Origin of the sequence: Cyanobium sp. BA5m-21 (assembly GCF_024346235.1) — a bacterium.
GTDB lineage: Bacteria > Cyanobacteriota > Cyanobacteriia > PCC-6307 > Cyanobiaceae > Cyanobium_A > Cyanobium_A usitatum.
Genome location: NZ_JAGQCO010000016.1, coordinates 1 through 14,691, shown reverse-complemented (window position 1 = coordinate 14,691; position 14,691 = coordinate 1). Strand labels below are relative to the sequence as shown.

The following is a 14,691-nucleotide window of genomic DNA, read 5'->3' as shown; positions in this document are numbered from 1 at the left end:
AGCACCTGTTCGGCGCAATCAGCTTCCCACCAGCTTTCTCCTTCGACATCACGGCCCAGTGCAGCCGCACCCGGGCCCGCTGCGGCTGCTTTCACACCCCCCATGGCGATGTCACCACACCGCGGTTCATGCCCGTGGGCACCCTGGCAACGGTGAAAGGGGTTACGGCGTCCCAACTGCGGGACACTGGCGCCCAGATGGTGCTCTCCAACACTTATCACCTACACCTGCAGCCCGGCGAGCAGATCGTGGCGGATGCCGGTGGTCTACACCGATTCATGGGTTGGGACGGGCCGATGCTCACCGATTCCGGCGGCTTCCAGGTTTTCAGCCTCGGCGACATCAACACCATCGACGACCACGGCGTGGTGTTCCGCTCACCGCGCGACGGCGCCCGCATCGAACTCACCCCCGAGCGCTCGATGGCGATCCAGATGGCCCTGGGGGCCGATGTGGCCATGGCCTTCGACCAGTGCCCCCCCTATCCCGCCAGTGAGGCAGACGTAGCCGCCGCCTGCCGCCGCACCCACAGCTGGCTGGAGCGCTGCATCACCAGCCACACCAAGGCCGACCAGGCCCTGTTTGGCATCGTCCAAGGGGGCTGCTTCCCCCACCTGCGCCAGGAGTCGGCCCAGGTGGTGGCCTCCATGGGCCTACCCGGGATAGCCGTGGGCGGCGTGAGCGTGGGCGAGCCCCCCGAGGAAATGCATCGGATCGTGCGCCAGCTGGGGCCGCTGCTGCCTGGTGCCGTACCCCACTACCTAATGGGCATAGGCACCCTGCGGGAAATGGCCATCGCCGTGGCCAACGGCTTCGACCTGTTTGATTGCGTGATTCCCACCCGCCTCGGCCGCCATGGCGCGGCCTTGGTGGGTGGCGAACGCTGGAACCTCAAGAACTCCCGTTTCCGCCACGACCACACCCCCATGGATGCCAGCTGCCCCTGCCCAGCCTGCCGCCAGCACAGCAGGGCCTACCTGCACCACCTAATCAAGAGCGAGGAGCTGCTGGGCAAGATTTTGTTGAGCTTGCACAACATCACCCAGTTGGTGCGCTTCTCCACCGCCATGGGGCAGGCCATCCGGGACGGCTGTTTTGCAGAGGATTTCGCTCCCTGGGAACCGGACTCCCCAGCCGCCCACACGTGGTAGCGTCCGCCACTAGCTCAGTGAATTCCGGGATGGCTACCTACGCCCTGCAAACCCTGGCCCAACTCCCCGAGGCCTACCAAGCCTTCGGACCACTGGTCGACATCCTGCCGATCATTCCCCTGTTCTTTCTGCTGCTTGCCTTCGTGTGGCAGGCATCCGTCGGCTTTCGCTGAATCCGGCCTCAGCCCTGCCTGAGCACCTCCCAGGCAAATTTGGGTAGAGAGAGCATGCGGCGCCAGCGACTGGGCTCCTGAATCAGCCGGTACAACCATTCGATCTGCAGGGCTCCCATCCAAGCGGGGGCTCTTTTTTTGACCCCAGCCCAAACGTCAAAGCTGCCGCCCACGCCCATCCAGAGGCCGCCACTGCGCCCAGGCAGCTGCTGAATCCAGGTTTCCTGGCGGGGTACGCCTAGGGCCGCCAGCACCAGGTCGGGCCGAGCCGCCAGCAGCTGCTGCTCCAAGCCTGGCCAGGCTTCAGCCGGTTGGTAGCCATGGGCGTGGAGCACCAGCTTTAGCCCGGGAAGCTCCTGGCGCAAGCGCGCGGTGAGCTGCTCCATCACCTGCGGTGAGGCCCCCACCAAAGCCACCCTCCAGCCATGGGAAGCCGCGTGAGTGAGCAAATCACGGGCCAGCTCAATCCCAGGACTGCGCCGCACCCGGTAGCCCTGGCGGGCTAGGGCCCAAACCACGCCGGCACCATCTGGAATCACCAGGGCCGCCGCGGCGATGGCAGCCCCCAAGGCTGGATTGGCCTTAGCGGCCATCGTCATCTCAGCATTCAGGGTGACGATCTGCCCACCACTCCGCTGCCGCAGGGCCAAGGCCGCTGCAAACACATCTGGACACACGCTCACCGGCACCCCCAGAACCCTGGTGCGCAGTGGTTCAGTTGTTGTTGATGCCATCAGGGGTGAGGTGGGGGTGGAGAATATATGGCTGGCCTACCACTGGCATAGGGACATCCATGGCGCAATCCCTGCCACTGAACAATCCGGCCCATCAGCCGGAACCCGCCGTTTCAGCCGCCTTGGATCCGGCTCAGGCCTGGGTCCTGCTGCAAGACCTGGATAGTCAAATTGATCGGGTGGTGTTGAGCCGCCAACACCCGATTACGGGACTGCTGCCAGCCAGCACCGCCCATACCGTGCACGGCAACTACGCAGACGCCTGGGTGCGCGACTGCGTTTATTCAATCCAATGCGTCTGGGGACTTGCCCTGGCCCATCGCCGCCTGCGGGGGGCCAGTCGCCGCGTATACGAGCTTGAAGCGAGGGTGCTGCAACTGATGCGCGGCCTGCTCAACGCCATGCTGCGCCAGGCCCCGAAGGTGGAGCGCTTCAAGCACAGCCTGCATCGCCTGCATGCCATCCACGCCAAGTTCGACACGGCCACCGGCGCTGCTGTAGTAGCCGATGACGGCTGGGGGCATCTGCAACTCGATGCCACGGCGCTGTTTCTGCTCCAACTCGCCCAGCTGACCCGCTCAGGCCTGGTGGTGGTGCAAAGCAGCCACGAGCGCGACTTCGTGCAAAACCTGGTGTACTACGTGGCCCGTGCGTACCGCGTAGCCGACTACGGCATTTGGGAAAGGGGCGACAAAGGCAACCACGGCCTCCCAGAGCGCAACGCCAGCTCGATTGGCCTGGTCAAGGCCGCTCTGGAGTCCCTGGAGGGACTCGATCTCTACGGACCCCACGGTGATGGCCGCAGCTGTCTGGTGATCCCCCACGACGCCATCGTGAGGCTGCGCCGGGCTCTAGACGCCCTGCTGCCGCGGGAATCAGCGAGCAAGGAGGTTGACAGCGCCTGCCTAGCGGTGATCGGCTATCCCGCCTGGGCCGTGGACGACCCAGAGCTGCGGCGGCGCACCCGCGCCAAGATTCGCGCCGAGCTGGGTGGGGCCTACGGATATAAACGCTTCCGCCGCGATGGCCACCAAACCGTGGTCGAAGACCACACCCGCCTGCACTACGAACGGGAGGAACTGGCGGAGTTTGAGCACATCGAATGCGAATGGCCCCTGTTTTGGGCTTATGAACTAATCACGGCCTGCTGCGAAGAGCGCTGGGAGGAGGCCCGCCAATGGCGCCAGCGCCTCCATGAAGTGAGCCTGGAGCAAGCGGAGGGCGCCCTGCTCCCCGAGCTCTACCTGGTTCCCGAAGCAGCCATAGCAGCCGAACGACACCAGCCCGGTAGCCAGCGCCGGCTGGCAAACCCCAACGTGCCCTTGCTGTGGACCCAAAGCCTCACCTGGCTCTCAGACCTGTTGCTTGCCGGATTAATAAGTCCAGAAGATCTCGATCCAACCGGGCGACGCCGGCCCAGCACTCTTGGCGCCGACCGGGTGCTGGTGGCGCTGGTGCCAGCTAACGCGGCTATCGCAGCCAGCCTGGAGGCAGCTGGACTGCCCCTAGCCCATGGCCCCAGCTGCACCACAGGCCCCAGCAGTACCAATCCGGGGATCCGCATCGGCGGCTCCCAGGAGCTGGCGATGCGGATGGCCCAGGTAGGTGCAAACCCCGCCCTCGGCCTCAGCGGCCATCCACCCGTCCGGATGGAAACCATGGCTACGGCTCGCCTTTACCGGCAGGGAACCAGCTGTTTTGCGTTTTTCCCAGCCGTGCTGGAGGAAGACACCTTCTACCTGGCAGACGATCCTGAGCAGCTCGTGGACGCCGTGACCGCCGAACTGCGCCTGTTGCAGCGCCACTGGCGCGGAAGCGGCTCGCCGCTGCTGCTGCTACCGATCGCCGAGGGTGCCTTCCAGTCCAACCCAGATGCCTTCCTAAGGCTGGGGCAGCAGTTGCAGGCAGGCCAGCTGGACGGCGTCCCCGTGCAGCTGGCCCCGCTGGCAGAACTCATCGACCAGGGCAGCTGGGTGGAGCTGCCCGACCAAGCGCCGGGGGCCGTGCTTCTGCCGCCTGCACCCATACCCACCCCGTTGCGGGCTGGCACCAGCCAGACCCCCCTTAGCGCCAAGGAGGAGCAAGAACTCGAACGCGAGGACATCAGCATTGGCGAACTCGCCGATCGGCTCTGGCGCAGCTCCTCCCTGGAAGAGCAGGGCGAGGTGCTGGAGCAACTGGTGCGGCGCCTAGGGCCCGACTCCCGGCTGCAGGGACCGGCCGGCAGCCAACCAGTACGCCTGCATGACCTGTTGGAGGAGGTCTACCGCCGCGCCCTGGCCGAAGCCGACTGGAACGTGGTGCGGCGGGTGGCTGGCGCCCTGGACCTGGTCCATCCCCAGCTGGAAGATGCCCTCACCGACCTGCTGGTGCGCCAGAAGCAGGTGGTGGTAGGACGCAATTACACCAGCGATTCGCGCATCAGCGAGCCCCAGGGCAGCGCCAGCATCGCCGCCATGATCCGTCGCTTCAGCGGCGAAGACGGCCGTGAATGGATGCTGCAGCAGGAATTGCTACTTGCCCTCGACAGCCTGGCCCGCCACGAGCCGGCCCTGCTGAGCGGCAGCCTCACCCTGCAACTGGGCCAGTTGCTGCTGTTGCTCACCGGCGAACTGGCCAGCGAAGCCGGGCTCAACCCCATCGACGCCTTCGAGGCCCTTTGCGATCAGCCCCCCCACGCCATCCAGCGCCGGCTGCGGACCGTGCTGGCCGACCTGGAACATGCCAAAGCCTCCCTGCAGCGCCAGGAGCAACTGCATGTGAGCGGCCGGGTGCGTTGGGACGTTCCCGATCCCCTGGCAGAGCTACCCAAGGGCGGCTGCTGGCTGCAACACCGGCTGCGCCTCGGGGCCCTAGGGCGCGTACCCCGCGATTTCTATCCCGGCATCTGGGATCTACTGCACCACTGCCACGGCATCGTCATCGGCGACAAGCTGGAGAAGCGCAACCGACTGGACAGCGGTCCCCTATTGAGTGAAAAGACACCTGGCGAACGTAATTTCGCCGCCCTTGTCGATCACCTGCTCAGCAAAATCGAAGCGCCGGACTATCGCCAGCTATGCACGGAGACCCTGCTCACCTTGATCACCTTTATGGGTGCTAATCCCGAGGTGGTATTTGACGACGACCTGGTGTTAGACGTGGTGATCGGTCACGCCGTGCGGGTGGGCTGGCAGCAACGCCACCCGGATATTCCTGAATCCCAATACGGTCTGCATAAGGCAGACGCCTGGGATCAATTTTATCTGGCTTCGCCCGCTGATTGCCGCCGCTGGCAGCTGGCAGCTCTGCGCCAGCTCACTAGCCCAGACATAACCCCAGCAGCAAGGGCAACTTCGACGACCTAGATCGGCGCCTCCAGGCTCATGCAGAGATTTGGCCGCTCGACGCACTGCTCAATCAGGTCGGCCAGCTGCAAAGCCCGGGAAGCCTGCAAGCCATCCACCGCCGGGGTCTCAACACCCCGCACGCACTGGAGGAAATGCTCTAGTTCGGCGTATAGGGGCTCAATGGAGGTGGTACTGACCTCTTCAATTACTCCATCGGATCGGTAAACCAGCTCGCCGTGATCTGCGCTCACCGTCTCGTGAGCGCGGCGATGAATGTGCAAGGTGCGATTAAGAAAATCCGTCTCTACCAAGCTGCCGCGGCAGTGGGCACTAAGGCTGCGAATCTTGCGATGGGCCATCTTGCTGGCCGTCAGGCTGGCAACCACACCGTTAGCAAAGGCCAGGGTGGCGTTGACGTAGTCGATTGGCCCTTCAGCACTGCGACCACCGGCCGCCGCCAGGCGAATCACCGGAGCCCCAGCCAGCTCCAGCACAAGGTCAATGTCGTGAATCATCAGGTCGAGCACCACCGACACGTCATTAGCGCGGTCTGGGTTGGGACTGTGACGGCGCGCTTCAAGCACTACCACCTCCTCATTAGCCACAACCTTGACCAATTCCCGGAAGGCGGGATTGAAGCGCTCGATATGGCCCACCTGCAGCAGACGACCAGCATGCTCAGCCGCATGGATCAACTCAACCGCCTCCTCCTGACTGGCCGCGATCGGCTTCTCGATCAGCACGTGCACCCCGGCCATCAGGCAGGCCAAACCGACCCGGTGGTGAAGCAGGGTGGGCACGGCGATACAAACAGCGTCCACCTCGGGCAACATTTCCTCGTAGGAGGGGAACCAGCGGCAACCGAATTGCTCGGTAGCTAGCTGTCCGCGGCTCCCATCTGGATCAGCCACCCCCACCAGTTCGGCCTCTTTGATCAGGCTCAGCACCCGGGCGTGGTGCCAACCCATGTTGCCGATGCCGATGACACCCACGCGCACAGGGTTCAAGGCAGGGGCTCTCAACTGTCGGCATTATCGGGGGTACGGGGGCCCAGACCGCTGATCAGCCGCCCTCGGTGCGCTCCGGTTCGACGACTGGACGCTCGATCTGTACTCGCTCAATGCGCGGGCCATCCATGGCCAGCACCCGAAATTGGTGGCCCTTCCAGCGCAAACCTTCACCTGCCGAGGGAATGTGCTGCAAGCGCTCAAGCAGGAAGCCAGCAAGCGTGTGATGACCTTCCGCCTCAGGCAACTGCAGCGCCAGCTGCCTGTTGAGTTCGAAGATTTCCAGGTCCCCTGCCACCGACCAGCAGCCTTCGCCGAGTTTCTGCAGATCCTGGGCCGCCTCAAGGGAATCTTCTTCCTCTCCGACAATCTCGCTGGTGAGGTCGGCCACCGTGACCAGCCCCTCCGTACCACCATGCTCATCAACCACCACCAGCAGGGGCTGACCACTGCGAATCAGGGGCAGGAGCTCCGCCAGGGAAGTGCTCTCCTGCACCAGCGCCACGGGGGTGATGTAGGGAGCAAGGGGAGTGTCGGCACTGAGCATGCCCCTGGCAATGGGATCAGCAAGACGCCGCAGGTCAAGCACGCCACGCACGTCGTCGAGGGAGCTGCCGATCACCGGGAAGCGGGCGTGGGCGGTGTCATGAACCTCGCGCATCAGCTCGGCAAAACTCACATCCAGGGGCAGGGTGACCATGCCGGATCGGGGCACCATCACCTCCCGCACCAGGGTGTCCCTCAGCGAAAAGACTCCCTCCAAAATGTTGCGTTCGTCGGGCATCAGACCGGTGACGTTGCCGGTTTCGATCAAAGTTTCAAGCTCGCCAGCCGACAGGGCAGGCACCAGCTCATCCCAGTTACGGGGTAAGCCCAGCAGGTGCAGCAGCACACCGCTGCAACGCTCAATCAGGGAAAGCAAGGGGGCCAGATTGCGACTCACCGCAGCCAGCAACGGCGCCAGTCGCAGAGCCGAGCTTTCGGGACGATGCAACACCCAGGCCTTGGGTAGTAAGCCGCCCAGCACGGTGGCAAGCAAAACCAGTACAAGAAATAAACCGGCATCAAGCCAAACCTGGGGAATGGCTCCACCACCACTTTTGGCGGCCATAGCCATGCCGAGCTGTTCAGCCAAGCCGCGACCGGCCCAGCCCAATGCCACCAAAGCGAGCGCCGTACCCAGCTGGGTAGCCACCAGCACTCGCCGGAGCCGATGCTGCAGCTTGGCAACGGCTTGGGCACCGGGCTCACCCGCCTCCTGCAGTTGCTGCACCCGGCTAGGCCGCAGGCGAATCAGGGCGAATTCCCCAGCGGCAAAAAAAGCCAGCAGAGCCAGCAAAATGGCCAGCGCCAGGACTTGAATCACAGGAAGCTCCGCCAGGAGAGCCCTCAGTGCCCTGACGATAGGGGTTGCTGGGCAATCAGACCGCAGGGGTTGATTGAACCAAGGTGAAATGGGGGTCCCGAGGATCGAACTCGGCTAAGGCGAATTATGAGTTCGCTGCATTCACCAGATTGCTAGACCCCCTCGCCAGCAGTGCTACCAGAGGCCGCGCACCGGAGCGCTGTAGCTGGCACCGCCATCCTGCCAGCTTGGGCCATCAGGCTGGGAGCCAGCGGATCCCAGGCTGCCGGAATAGCCGTTTGACACATCCCCCGTACGCCAGGGCATGGGATCACTCTGCTGCTGAAGTAACACTTGATAAGTATTTTCCACTGCCGTGCCATCCCAGATGATCGTTTGATCGGGGAAGCCGAAGCCCATCACCTTGGTGCCATCACCACCACCCATGGCGATGCCAAATAGATCGGTGATTTGATTGGTGAGGCTCACGCCGCGAGCAAAGGGTGCCGTGTAGCTGAAAAAGCGTTGCTCCATCAGCTGGGGCGTGGTCTGCACGACGCCACAGCGGGTAACTTCAACGGGTCCGGCAGCTCCCCCATTGAGTGCCTGCCCACCGCTGTTTGGGGCCTCCAAGGTCGTGGTACAAACCACTGGGCCCGCCGCTGCAGGGGTCGAGACCAAGGCTCCTACCAAAGACCAGGCTCCTACCAAAGAAAGTGCGCCTACGGCCAAACCCAAAGTGAACCTTAAGTTGGTGCCGTAAGCCATTGATCCCATCAGCCCAGGGCTGATCCTGTCGTGATGGTCGCAAACTAATCAACCAATCGAGAATGCACCAGATCTTGTCGACCGTTTCCCTGGCTGCCCCGTTATTCACTGCCAGCCCCGCAGAGATGCGCCTGGCCCTGCTTCCCCTGCTCGCCTCCCAGGCCTACCGCCACGGCAACTTCACCTTGGCCTCCGGGCGCAGCAGCCACCACTACGTCAATTGCAAGCCAGTCAGCCTCAGTGGTAGCGGCTTGGCCCTGCTCGGCGCCCTAATGCTCGAGCAGGTGGAAGCGGAAGCGCGGGCGGTGGCCGGCCTCACCCTGGGGGCAGATCCCCTGGTGAGCGCGGTGGCAATGATGGCTGCCTTGGTGGGCCGGGAGCTCAATGCTCTGATCGTGCGCAAAGAGGCCAAGGGCCACGGCACCGGTGCCTGGCTGGAGGGGCCGCTGCCTGAACCGGGAAGCACCATCACCGTGCTTGAAGACGTAGTCACCACAGGCGGATCTTCCCTAATGGCCGTGCAGCAGCTGCGTGAGGCTGGCTACACAGTGAACCGGGTAGTGACAATCGTGGATCGCCAGGAGGGGGGCGTCGAGGCGATGACGGCTGCCGGGCTCGAGCTGCGCAGCCTGTTTCTGCTGGACGAGGTGGCTGCCACCGCCGCGGACCTGGCCAACTCATGAGCTCCGATCCCTGGGGCTGGCAGCCCAGCGGCCCGTCTCGAACCGAACAAGCGGGCTACCTGATCCGCCTGGATGGCCCAGATTCGGGCAGATTTCTACACGGCCAAACCAGCTCGGCAATCGAAGGCCAGCAGCCCGGCAGCTGGATACCCAGCTGTTGCACCACCGCCACCGGTCGTCTGCGAGCCCTCGCTGAGGTGTTGGTGGATAGGGATGGGGCCTGGCTGCTGCTGCGCGGCGCTGATGGCACCGCCCTTTGGCAGGCCCTTGAGCGGGTGCTGTTCCCCGCCGATCGAGTGCAACTGGGTCCGGTAACTCCGGTGCGTTTGATCACGCCGCTTGGGGATGGCTGCGACGCCCTGCCCCAGGTTGCTGATGGGAGCTGGATTTCTCTAGAAGATGGCAGCGGTTGGTTGCTGGGCCGCCAGTTGGTCCTGCTGACAAACGCCGAGCTGCCCGCCTGGCTAGCCGATCGAGCGCCCCTGCCGGCCAGGGAGCAGCAGCGTTGGCGCATCCAGCAGGGGGTGCCGGAGGCCCCAGGTGAGATCAACGACGACACCAACCCCTTCGAAGTAGGGCTTGCCGACCGGGTGAGCCTCAGCAAGGGCTGCTACGTGGGCCAGGAAACCCTGGCCAAACTCGCCACCTACGACGGCGTTAAACAACAGCTGCGGCGCTGGTTCTGGCGCGGAACCCAGGATCCTGGAGAGCCAGGCACAGTCTTGACGGGCGGCGAGCCCAGCAGCCCCCGGGCGGGTCTGATCACCTCCAGCCTGGCCCTGGAAGATGGCCTCTGGATTGGCCTAGCCCTGGTGCGCCGCCAGTCGCTTCAACAAACCTGCCTGCGCGCCGGCCCCGATCCCGATGGCGCGCTGCTGGAGCTATCTCGCCCGCCAGCCTGCGTTGATCCACCGGTCGGTGCCGGCCGTAAATCCTGAATCTTCAGTCCTGAATCTGAAGTCCTGAAGCGTTAGGGCTGAGCCAGTAGCCAGCGCACCACTGCCCAGGTGGCCAGGCTGTCATCGCGGTTGTAGAGAAATATCCGCTGCAACTGATAGCGACTGGCCTGGCCCCGGCTACCGCCTTGGCGGTGCCATTGACGCCACTGGCGCCACCAAAGCAGGCAGCGGGCCCCATCTACCCCTTTCTGGCTCCAGGCAAAGCCCAGCCAGCCGGCCACCGTCTTGAGCCCGTAGCTGCTCACCGGCAGGCGCCAGTGGCGCCGCAGCCGGGCGTGCACATCCAACATCCTGCCCCGCAACCGGGCCAGCTCAGCCTCACTGGCCCCCTGGCGCTGGGCCAGGCGCACCAGGCCAATCACCTCGGTTTCGCCGTAATGCAACACCGGCCAATCGGGATAGCGGGCAAGCAAACGCTGCAATCGCTGCCAGAGGCGCTGCTCACCATGCTCCTGCAAGGCCAGCAGGGGCTGGTAGCGGGCGGACTGCTCTAGCCAGCCCCCCGCCCCGTCGCTCTCCAGCACCACAAAGCCGTGCAGGAAATCATCGCGGGCATCGGGATCGGATTCGATGTCGTAGAGCAACACACCAGGTGCTGCTGCCAACTCGGGCAAGACCGGCCCACGGCCAAGGCGCTGCGGCAGGCCAGAGGCCTGCACCCGGGCCTGGGCCACCAACTCAGCGGCAATCTCGCGGTGCTGCTCTCCGTAGGCGGCTAGGGCCTCGGCCAACAGCTCTGGATCGCGGGCAGCCAGGTCCGGCAGGCTGGTGACCCCCTGCTCCAGCAACATCTCGCGGCGCTTACCGCCGATGCCACTCACCTCGCTGAGATGCCCCATGGCGGCGGCCTCCTTATCGCAGACGCCTCGCCAGCTGCACAGGGTGCACTTTTTGCGATCGCTCACCAAGGGCGGTGGCGTGGACTGGGCAAGATCAGCGGCGAGACGCTGCAGGCTCTCATCGAGCTGGTGCTGCAGGCCGCTAGCCAATGCCAGGCGCTCCCGCTGCAGGAACCTGCCTTCACCGGCCACCACCAGACCATGGGGCACTGGTGCCTGCTGGTGCTCCGCCAACAGGCGCCCCCAAAGCGCCAGCACCACCCGAGCTTCGCGGGTTAGCCGTCGCCCCTGGCGAGCCAATACCGGCCGGTATGCATAGGCGCCCCAACGGCTTTGGCCAGCGATGCGCTCCAGCAGGGAGGGATGGGATTCCAATCGCACTCCCTGGGGACCAGCCCCCCGCAGCCGCAAGCCCACCACCCCAGCCGCCCCTGCGGCGCAGGCCGCCTCGCCGTGGCCCGGCCGCTGGGGCAGCAGGGTCTGAAAGCTGCGCAGCTGGTCGCTCAAGGCCAGAGCCCGGTGGGCATTCCACTGCCGCTCGCTGGCAACCCCAAAGCGATCCAGCCAGGCGCGGCGCCTGCATCGCAGCCAACTGCGCAGCAAGCGATCAGTGAGAGCCGGCTCGGGCCCTGAACATTCAATTTGGGGCCGGGAAGTCAATGCTGGCGTCCACAGACCCCGACGCTAGGGCTGGAGCGCCGCCGGCACCGCAGAATTGCCCCAGCTCGGCATGCCCCACCCCCCATGGCCTCAGCCCCCCTGCCCCTGGAGGCCAGCCCGATCGCCTTCGGCACCGATGGCTGGCGCGGCATCCTCGGCGTGGACATCACCCTGGATCGACTGCTGCCGGTAGCTGCCGCTGCAGCCCGGGAGCTGGCCCACTCCGCCCCCGAAGGCCTGAAAAGCCGCGAGGTGGTGATCGGCTACGACCGCCGCTTTCTGGCGCCCGAACTAGCTGAGGCGATCTGCAGCGCCGTTAGAGGTTGCGGCCTCGAGCCCCTGCTTTCGGCCACAGCCACACCCACCCCTGCCAGCAGCTGGGCCGTGGTGCAGCGCCAGGCCCTGGGCGCCCTGGTGATCACCGCCAGCCACAACCCGCCGGAGTGGCTCGGCTTGAAAATCAAGGGACCGTTCGGCGGCTCGGTGGAAGGTGACTTCACCCGCCGAGTTGAAACCCGCCTGGAAGCCGGTGGCATCACCGTGCCGATCCCGGGCGACCCCCAACGCTTCGATGCCCTGGGCACCTACGTGGCGGGCCTGCAGACCAAGGTGAACACTGCGGCCCTGGCGGCAGGCCTAGAGCGCCTGGGGCTCACGGTGATTGTCGATCCAATGCACGGCTCAGCAGCCGGTGTGCTGCCGGCCCTGCTGGGCGATGGGGCCAGATCCAGTGGCGTCATCCGCGAAATTCGGGCAAACCGGGACCCCCTATTTGGCGGCAACCCTCCCGAGCCCCTGGCCCCTTACCTGCAGGAATTGATCACGGCCGTAACCGCCAGCACCGCAGCTGGCCGGCCCGCCATGGGGATCGTGTTTGACGGCGACGGCGACCGCATCGCCGCCGTGGATGAGCGCGGCCGCTTTTGCAGCACCCAGCTGCTGATGCCCCTATTCATCGACCACCTGGCCCGGGCCCGCCAGCTGCCGGGCTGCGTAATCAAAACCGTAAGCGGCTCCGACCTAATGCAACTTGTGGCAGAAGGCCTGGAGCGCCAGGTGCTGGAAAAGCCCGTGGGCTTCAAATACATCGCGGCAGAGATGCTGAGCGGCGAGGTGCTGGTAGGCGGCGAAGAATCAGGCGGCGTGGGCTTCGGCATGCATCTGCCAGAGCGGGATGCGCCCTTTGCAGCCCTGCTGCTGATCGAAGCGCTGGTGGAGGGAGGCCTGCCCCTGGGGGAGCGAATCGATGCCCTGCAGCAGCGCTGCGGTGGGGCCGCCGCCTACGACCGACTCGACCTACGCCTGCCAGACATGGCAGCCCGCGAGCGGCTCGAAGCAAAGCTGGCCGCAGCACCGCCCAGCGAGGTGGCCGGCAGCCCCGTGCTGGAGGTGATCACCACCGATGGGGTGAAGCTGCGCCTGGGCCCCAGCCACTGGCTGATGCTGCGCTTCTCCGGCACCGAGCCGCTGCTGCGGCTCTACTGCGAAGCTCCCAGCGAAGCCCGGGTGGCTGAGGTGCTGGGCTGGGCCCGCCAGCTGGCGGAATCGGTCTGACGCCATGCACACAACAGATATGGTCTGCTCACCCGTCACCAAGCTGGTGATCGCCAGCGGCAATGCCGGCAAGGTGCGCGAGTTCCAGCACCTGCTGGCCGGACTCAACCTGGCAATTGAGGCCCAGCCCGATTGCTTGGAGGTGGAGGAAACCGGCAGCACCTTTGCCGAGAACGCGCGCCTCAAAGCGGTGGCCGTGTCCAGCGCCACCGGCTGCTGGGCCCTGGCCGATGACTCAGGGCTGAGTGTGCATGCCTTAGGCGGCGCGCCAGGCGTGCACTCAGCCCGCTACGCAAGCAGCGACGCAGCCCGTATCGCCAGGCTGCTGCAAGAACTGGAGGGCGCTACCGACCGCAGCGCCGAGTTCAGCGCCGCCCTGGCGGTGGCCGATCCGAGCGGCAGCGTGCGGCTGGAGGTGGAGGGCCGCTGCGCCGGCCTGATCCTGCCAACGCAGCGGGGTAGTGGGGGCTTCGGCTACGACCCCGTGTTTTTTGTGCCGCACACGGGGCTCACCTACGCCGAGATGGACAAAGGCCTCAAAAGCGAGATCGGCCACAGGGGCCGGGCTTTTGCCCAGCTGGAACCCCAGCTGGGCTCCCTGCTGGGCAGCTGATCAGGCAGTTGCAGACCAACTGCCGTGCAGCCCATAGGGAATGGCGAGGGGAAGCTCGAGCACGGCTTGCTCTGTCATATCGGCAGCGTTGAGGATCACCAGATCCGTAGCGCAGCGAGCCCCGTTCCAAACCGGCACCAACACCCAGCCACTATCTTCTGCGGGACTGTCTTCTGCAGCACTGTCTTCGGCAGAGTTGTCTTCTGGTGAATCACCAGTTAGGCGGGGCACCATCACCGGTTCGGTGACAAAACCGCGGGGGGCCGCACTCCAAACCAGGCGTTCGCCGGTCTGCAAGTCGAGCTTCTCAATCGCCTGGAGCGGATCATTACCCCGCTCCCGCTGCGCTACCGCCATCCAGGCGAAGCGCGCGTTTAGGCCATGCTTTGCCGGATTAACCATGGCGAACTCACAGCAGCGCTGCTCCAGCCACTCGCTCCGCACCGTGCCGCTGCGGGGGTCTATCCGGCAACGGCGCAACTGCCCCTCAGGTATCGAGTCGAAATCGATTTCGCGGTAGTCAACCTCCGGGCCAATCGAAGGGAAATCGTCGTAATAAATCGAATCCACCACCACCTCGCCCGTGGCCGGATCCTCAAAGGCATTGAGGTGGTGGAAGACAAAGCCTTCAGGAGCAGGAAGCAGCAGCGGGCGGGCGCCAGCGTGATGACCCGGCTGGCGAGGCACCAACCAAAACTGGCCGGCCTCTCCGGGCTTGGAAGCCAGGCATTGGGCCGCCCCCTTCTGCCCGAGCACAAACGGCAGGGGGTTAAACGCCACAGCGTTCTGCAGAAACACAGCCCAGCTGGGTGTGATCGCAAAATCATGCAGGAAGGCAAAACCCTTGAAGCTGTGGCGACTGTCAGCCACCAGATC

Annotated in this window: 13 protein-coding genes and 1 tRNA gene; 7 read left to right on the top strand and 7 right to left on the bottom strand. The window is 65.1% G+C overall.

Features of this window, described 5'->3' with window-relative positions:
• The first annotated feature begins 17 nt into the window (after window positions 1–17).
• Window positions 18–1,151, top strand: coding sequence for a tRNA guanosine(34) transglycosylase Tgt (tgt, locus tag KBY72_RS06695; protein ID WP_254960416.1), 1,134 nt, complete (start codon window positions 18–20; stop codon window positions 1,149–1,151).
• Window positions 1,152–1,180: 29 nt separating this feature from the next.
• Window positions 1,181–1,324 (top strand): photosystem II reaction center protein K, encoded by a 144-nt coding sequence (locus KBY72_RS06690; RefSeq protein WP_106632264.1) that lies wholly within the window; start codon window positions 1,181–1,183, stop codon window positions 1,322–1,324.
• Window positions 1,325–1,332: 8 nt separating this feature from the next.
• Here the strand turns inward: KBY72_RS06690 and KBY72_RS06685 are convergent, their stop codons facing one another.
• Complete coding sequence (locus tag KBY72_RS06685; protein ID WP_254960376.1) at window positions 1,333–2,058, bottom strand: WecB/TagA/CpsF family glycosyltransferase; 726 nt, start codon at window positions 2,056–2,058, stop codon at window positions 1,333–1,335.
• Window positions 2,059–2,117: 59 nt separating this feature from the next.
• Between KBY72_RS06685 and KBY72_RS06680 the strand changes: the two genes are divergently transcribed.
• Window positions 2,118–5,405, top strand: coding sequence for a glycoside hydrolase family 15 protein (locus tag KBY72_RS06680; RefSeq protein WP_254960375.1), 3,288 nt, complete (start codon window positions 2,118–2,120; stop codon window positions 5,403–5,405).
• Here KBY72_RS06680 and KBY72_RS06675 read toward each other — a convergent pair.
• The 4 genes from KBY72_RS06675 to KBY72_RS06660 all read right to left on the bottom strand — a co-directional run bounded on the left by KBY72_RS06675 (window position 5,402) and on the right by KBY72_RS06660 (window position 8,372).
• Entirely contained in the window at window positions 5,402–6,394 is a 993-nt protein-coding gene (locus tag KBY72_RS06675; protein WP_254960374.1) for a Gfo/Idh/MocA family protein, read from the bottom strand. The genes KBY72_RS06680 and KBY72_RS06675 overlap by 4 nt on opposite strands.
• 55 nt (window positions 6,395–6,449) lie before the next feature.
• On the bottom strand, window positions 6,450–7,757 hold the full coding sequence (locus tag KBY72_RS06670) for a hemolysin family protein (RefSeq protein WP_254960413.1): 1,308 nt from the start codon (window positions 7,755–7,757) through the stop codon (window positions 6,450–6,452).
• A 92-nt stretch (window positions 7,758–7,849) separates the two neighbouring features.
• A tRNA-Ile gene (locus KBY72_RS06665) sits at window positions 7,850–7,922 on the bottom strand.
• Window positions 7,923–7,934: 12 nt separating this feature from the next.
• Window positions 7,935–8,372: an Occludin/ELL family protein gene (locus KBY72_RS06660; RefSeq protein WP_315859528.1), complete on the bottom strand. Its 438-nt coding sequence runs from the start codon at window positions 8,370–8,372 to the stop codon at window positions 7,935–7,937.
• Between the two features lie 260 nt (window positions 8,373–8,632).
• Between KBY72_RS06660 and pyrE the strand changes: the two genes are divergently transcribed.
• Together pyrE and KBY72_RS06650 are read left to right on the top strand one after the other, a co-directional pair.
• Window positions 8,633–9,190: an orotate phosphoribosyltransferase gene (gene pyrE, locus KBY72_RS06655; protein ID WP_254932104.1), complete on the top strand. Its 558-nt coding sequence runs from the start codon at window positions 8,633–8,635 to the stop codon at window positions 9,188–9,190.
• Entirely contained in the window at window positions 9,187–10,128 is a 942-nt protein-coding gene (locus KBY72_RS06650) for a YgfZ/GcvT domain-containing protein (RefSeq protein ID WP_254932097.1), read from the top strand. Before pyrE ends, KBY72_RS06650 begins: the two co-directional genes overlap by 4 nt.
• A gap of 32 nt (window positions 10,129–10,160) precedes the next feature.
• Here the strand turns inward: KBY72_RS06650 and KBY72_RS06645 are convergent, their stop codons facing one another.
• Window positions 10,161–11,591, bottom strand: coding sequence for a TM0106 family RecB-like putative nuclease (locus KBY72_RS06645; RefSeq protein WP_254932098.1), 1,431 nt, complete (start codon window positions 11,589–11,591; stop codon window positions 10,161–10,163).
• 141 nt (window positions 11,592–11,732) lie between these two features.
• Here KBY72_RS06645 and KBY72_RS06640 point away from each other — a divergent pair, with 141 nt between their 5' ends.
• Window positions 11,733–13,202, top strand: coding sequence for a phosphoglucomutase/phosphomannomutase family protein (locus tag KBY72_RS06640; RefSeq protein ID WP_254960373.1), 1,470 nt, complete (start codon window positions 11,733–11,735; stop codon window positions 13,200–13,202).
• A 4-nt stretch (window positions 13,203–13,206) separates the two neighbouring features.
• On the top strand, window positions 13,207–13,815 hold the full coding sequence (gene rdgB, locus KBY72_RS06635; RefSeq protein ID WP_254932100.1) for an RdgB/HAM1 family non-canonical purine NTP pyrophosphatase: 609 nt from the start codon (window positions 13,207–13,209) through the stop codon (window positions 13,813–13,815).
• On the opposite strand, the gene KBY72_RS06630 is transcribed toward rdgB, so the two are convergent.
• A partial coding sequence (locus KBY72_RS06630) for a carotenoid oxygenase family protein (RefSeq protein WP_254993294.1) occupies window positions 13,816–14,691 on the bottom strand: 876 nt, incomplete at its 5' end.

Coding starts and splice junctions, on each gene's coding strand:
- KBY72_RS06680 (WP_254960375.1), top strand. CDS start 2,118: ATGGCGCAATCCCTGCCACTGAACAATCCGGCCCATCAGCCGGAACCC.
- KBY72_RS06690 (WP_106632264.1), top strand. CDS start 1,181: ATGGCTACCTACGCCCTGCAAACCCTGGCCCAACTCCCCGAGGCCTAC.
- pyrE (WP_254932104.1), top strand. CDS start 8,633: ATGCGCCTGGCCCTGCTTCCCCTGCTCGCCTCCCAGGCCTACCGCCAC.
- rdgB (WP_254932100.1), top strand. CDS start 13,207: ATGCACACAACAGATATGGTCTGCTCACCCGTCACCAAGCTGGTGATC.
- KBY72_RS06685 (WP_254960376.1), bottom strand. CDS start 2,058: ATGGCATCAACAACAACTGAACCACTGCGCACCAGGGTTCTGGGGGTG.
- KBY72_RS06640 (WP_254960373.1), top strand. CDS start 11,733: ATGGCCTCAGCCCCCCTGCCCCTGGAGGCCAGCCCGATCGCCTTCGGC.
- KBY72_RS06650 (WP_254932097.1), top strand. CDS start 9,187: ATGAGCTCCGATCCCTGGGGCTGGCAGCCCAGCGGCCCGTCTCGAACC.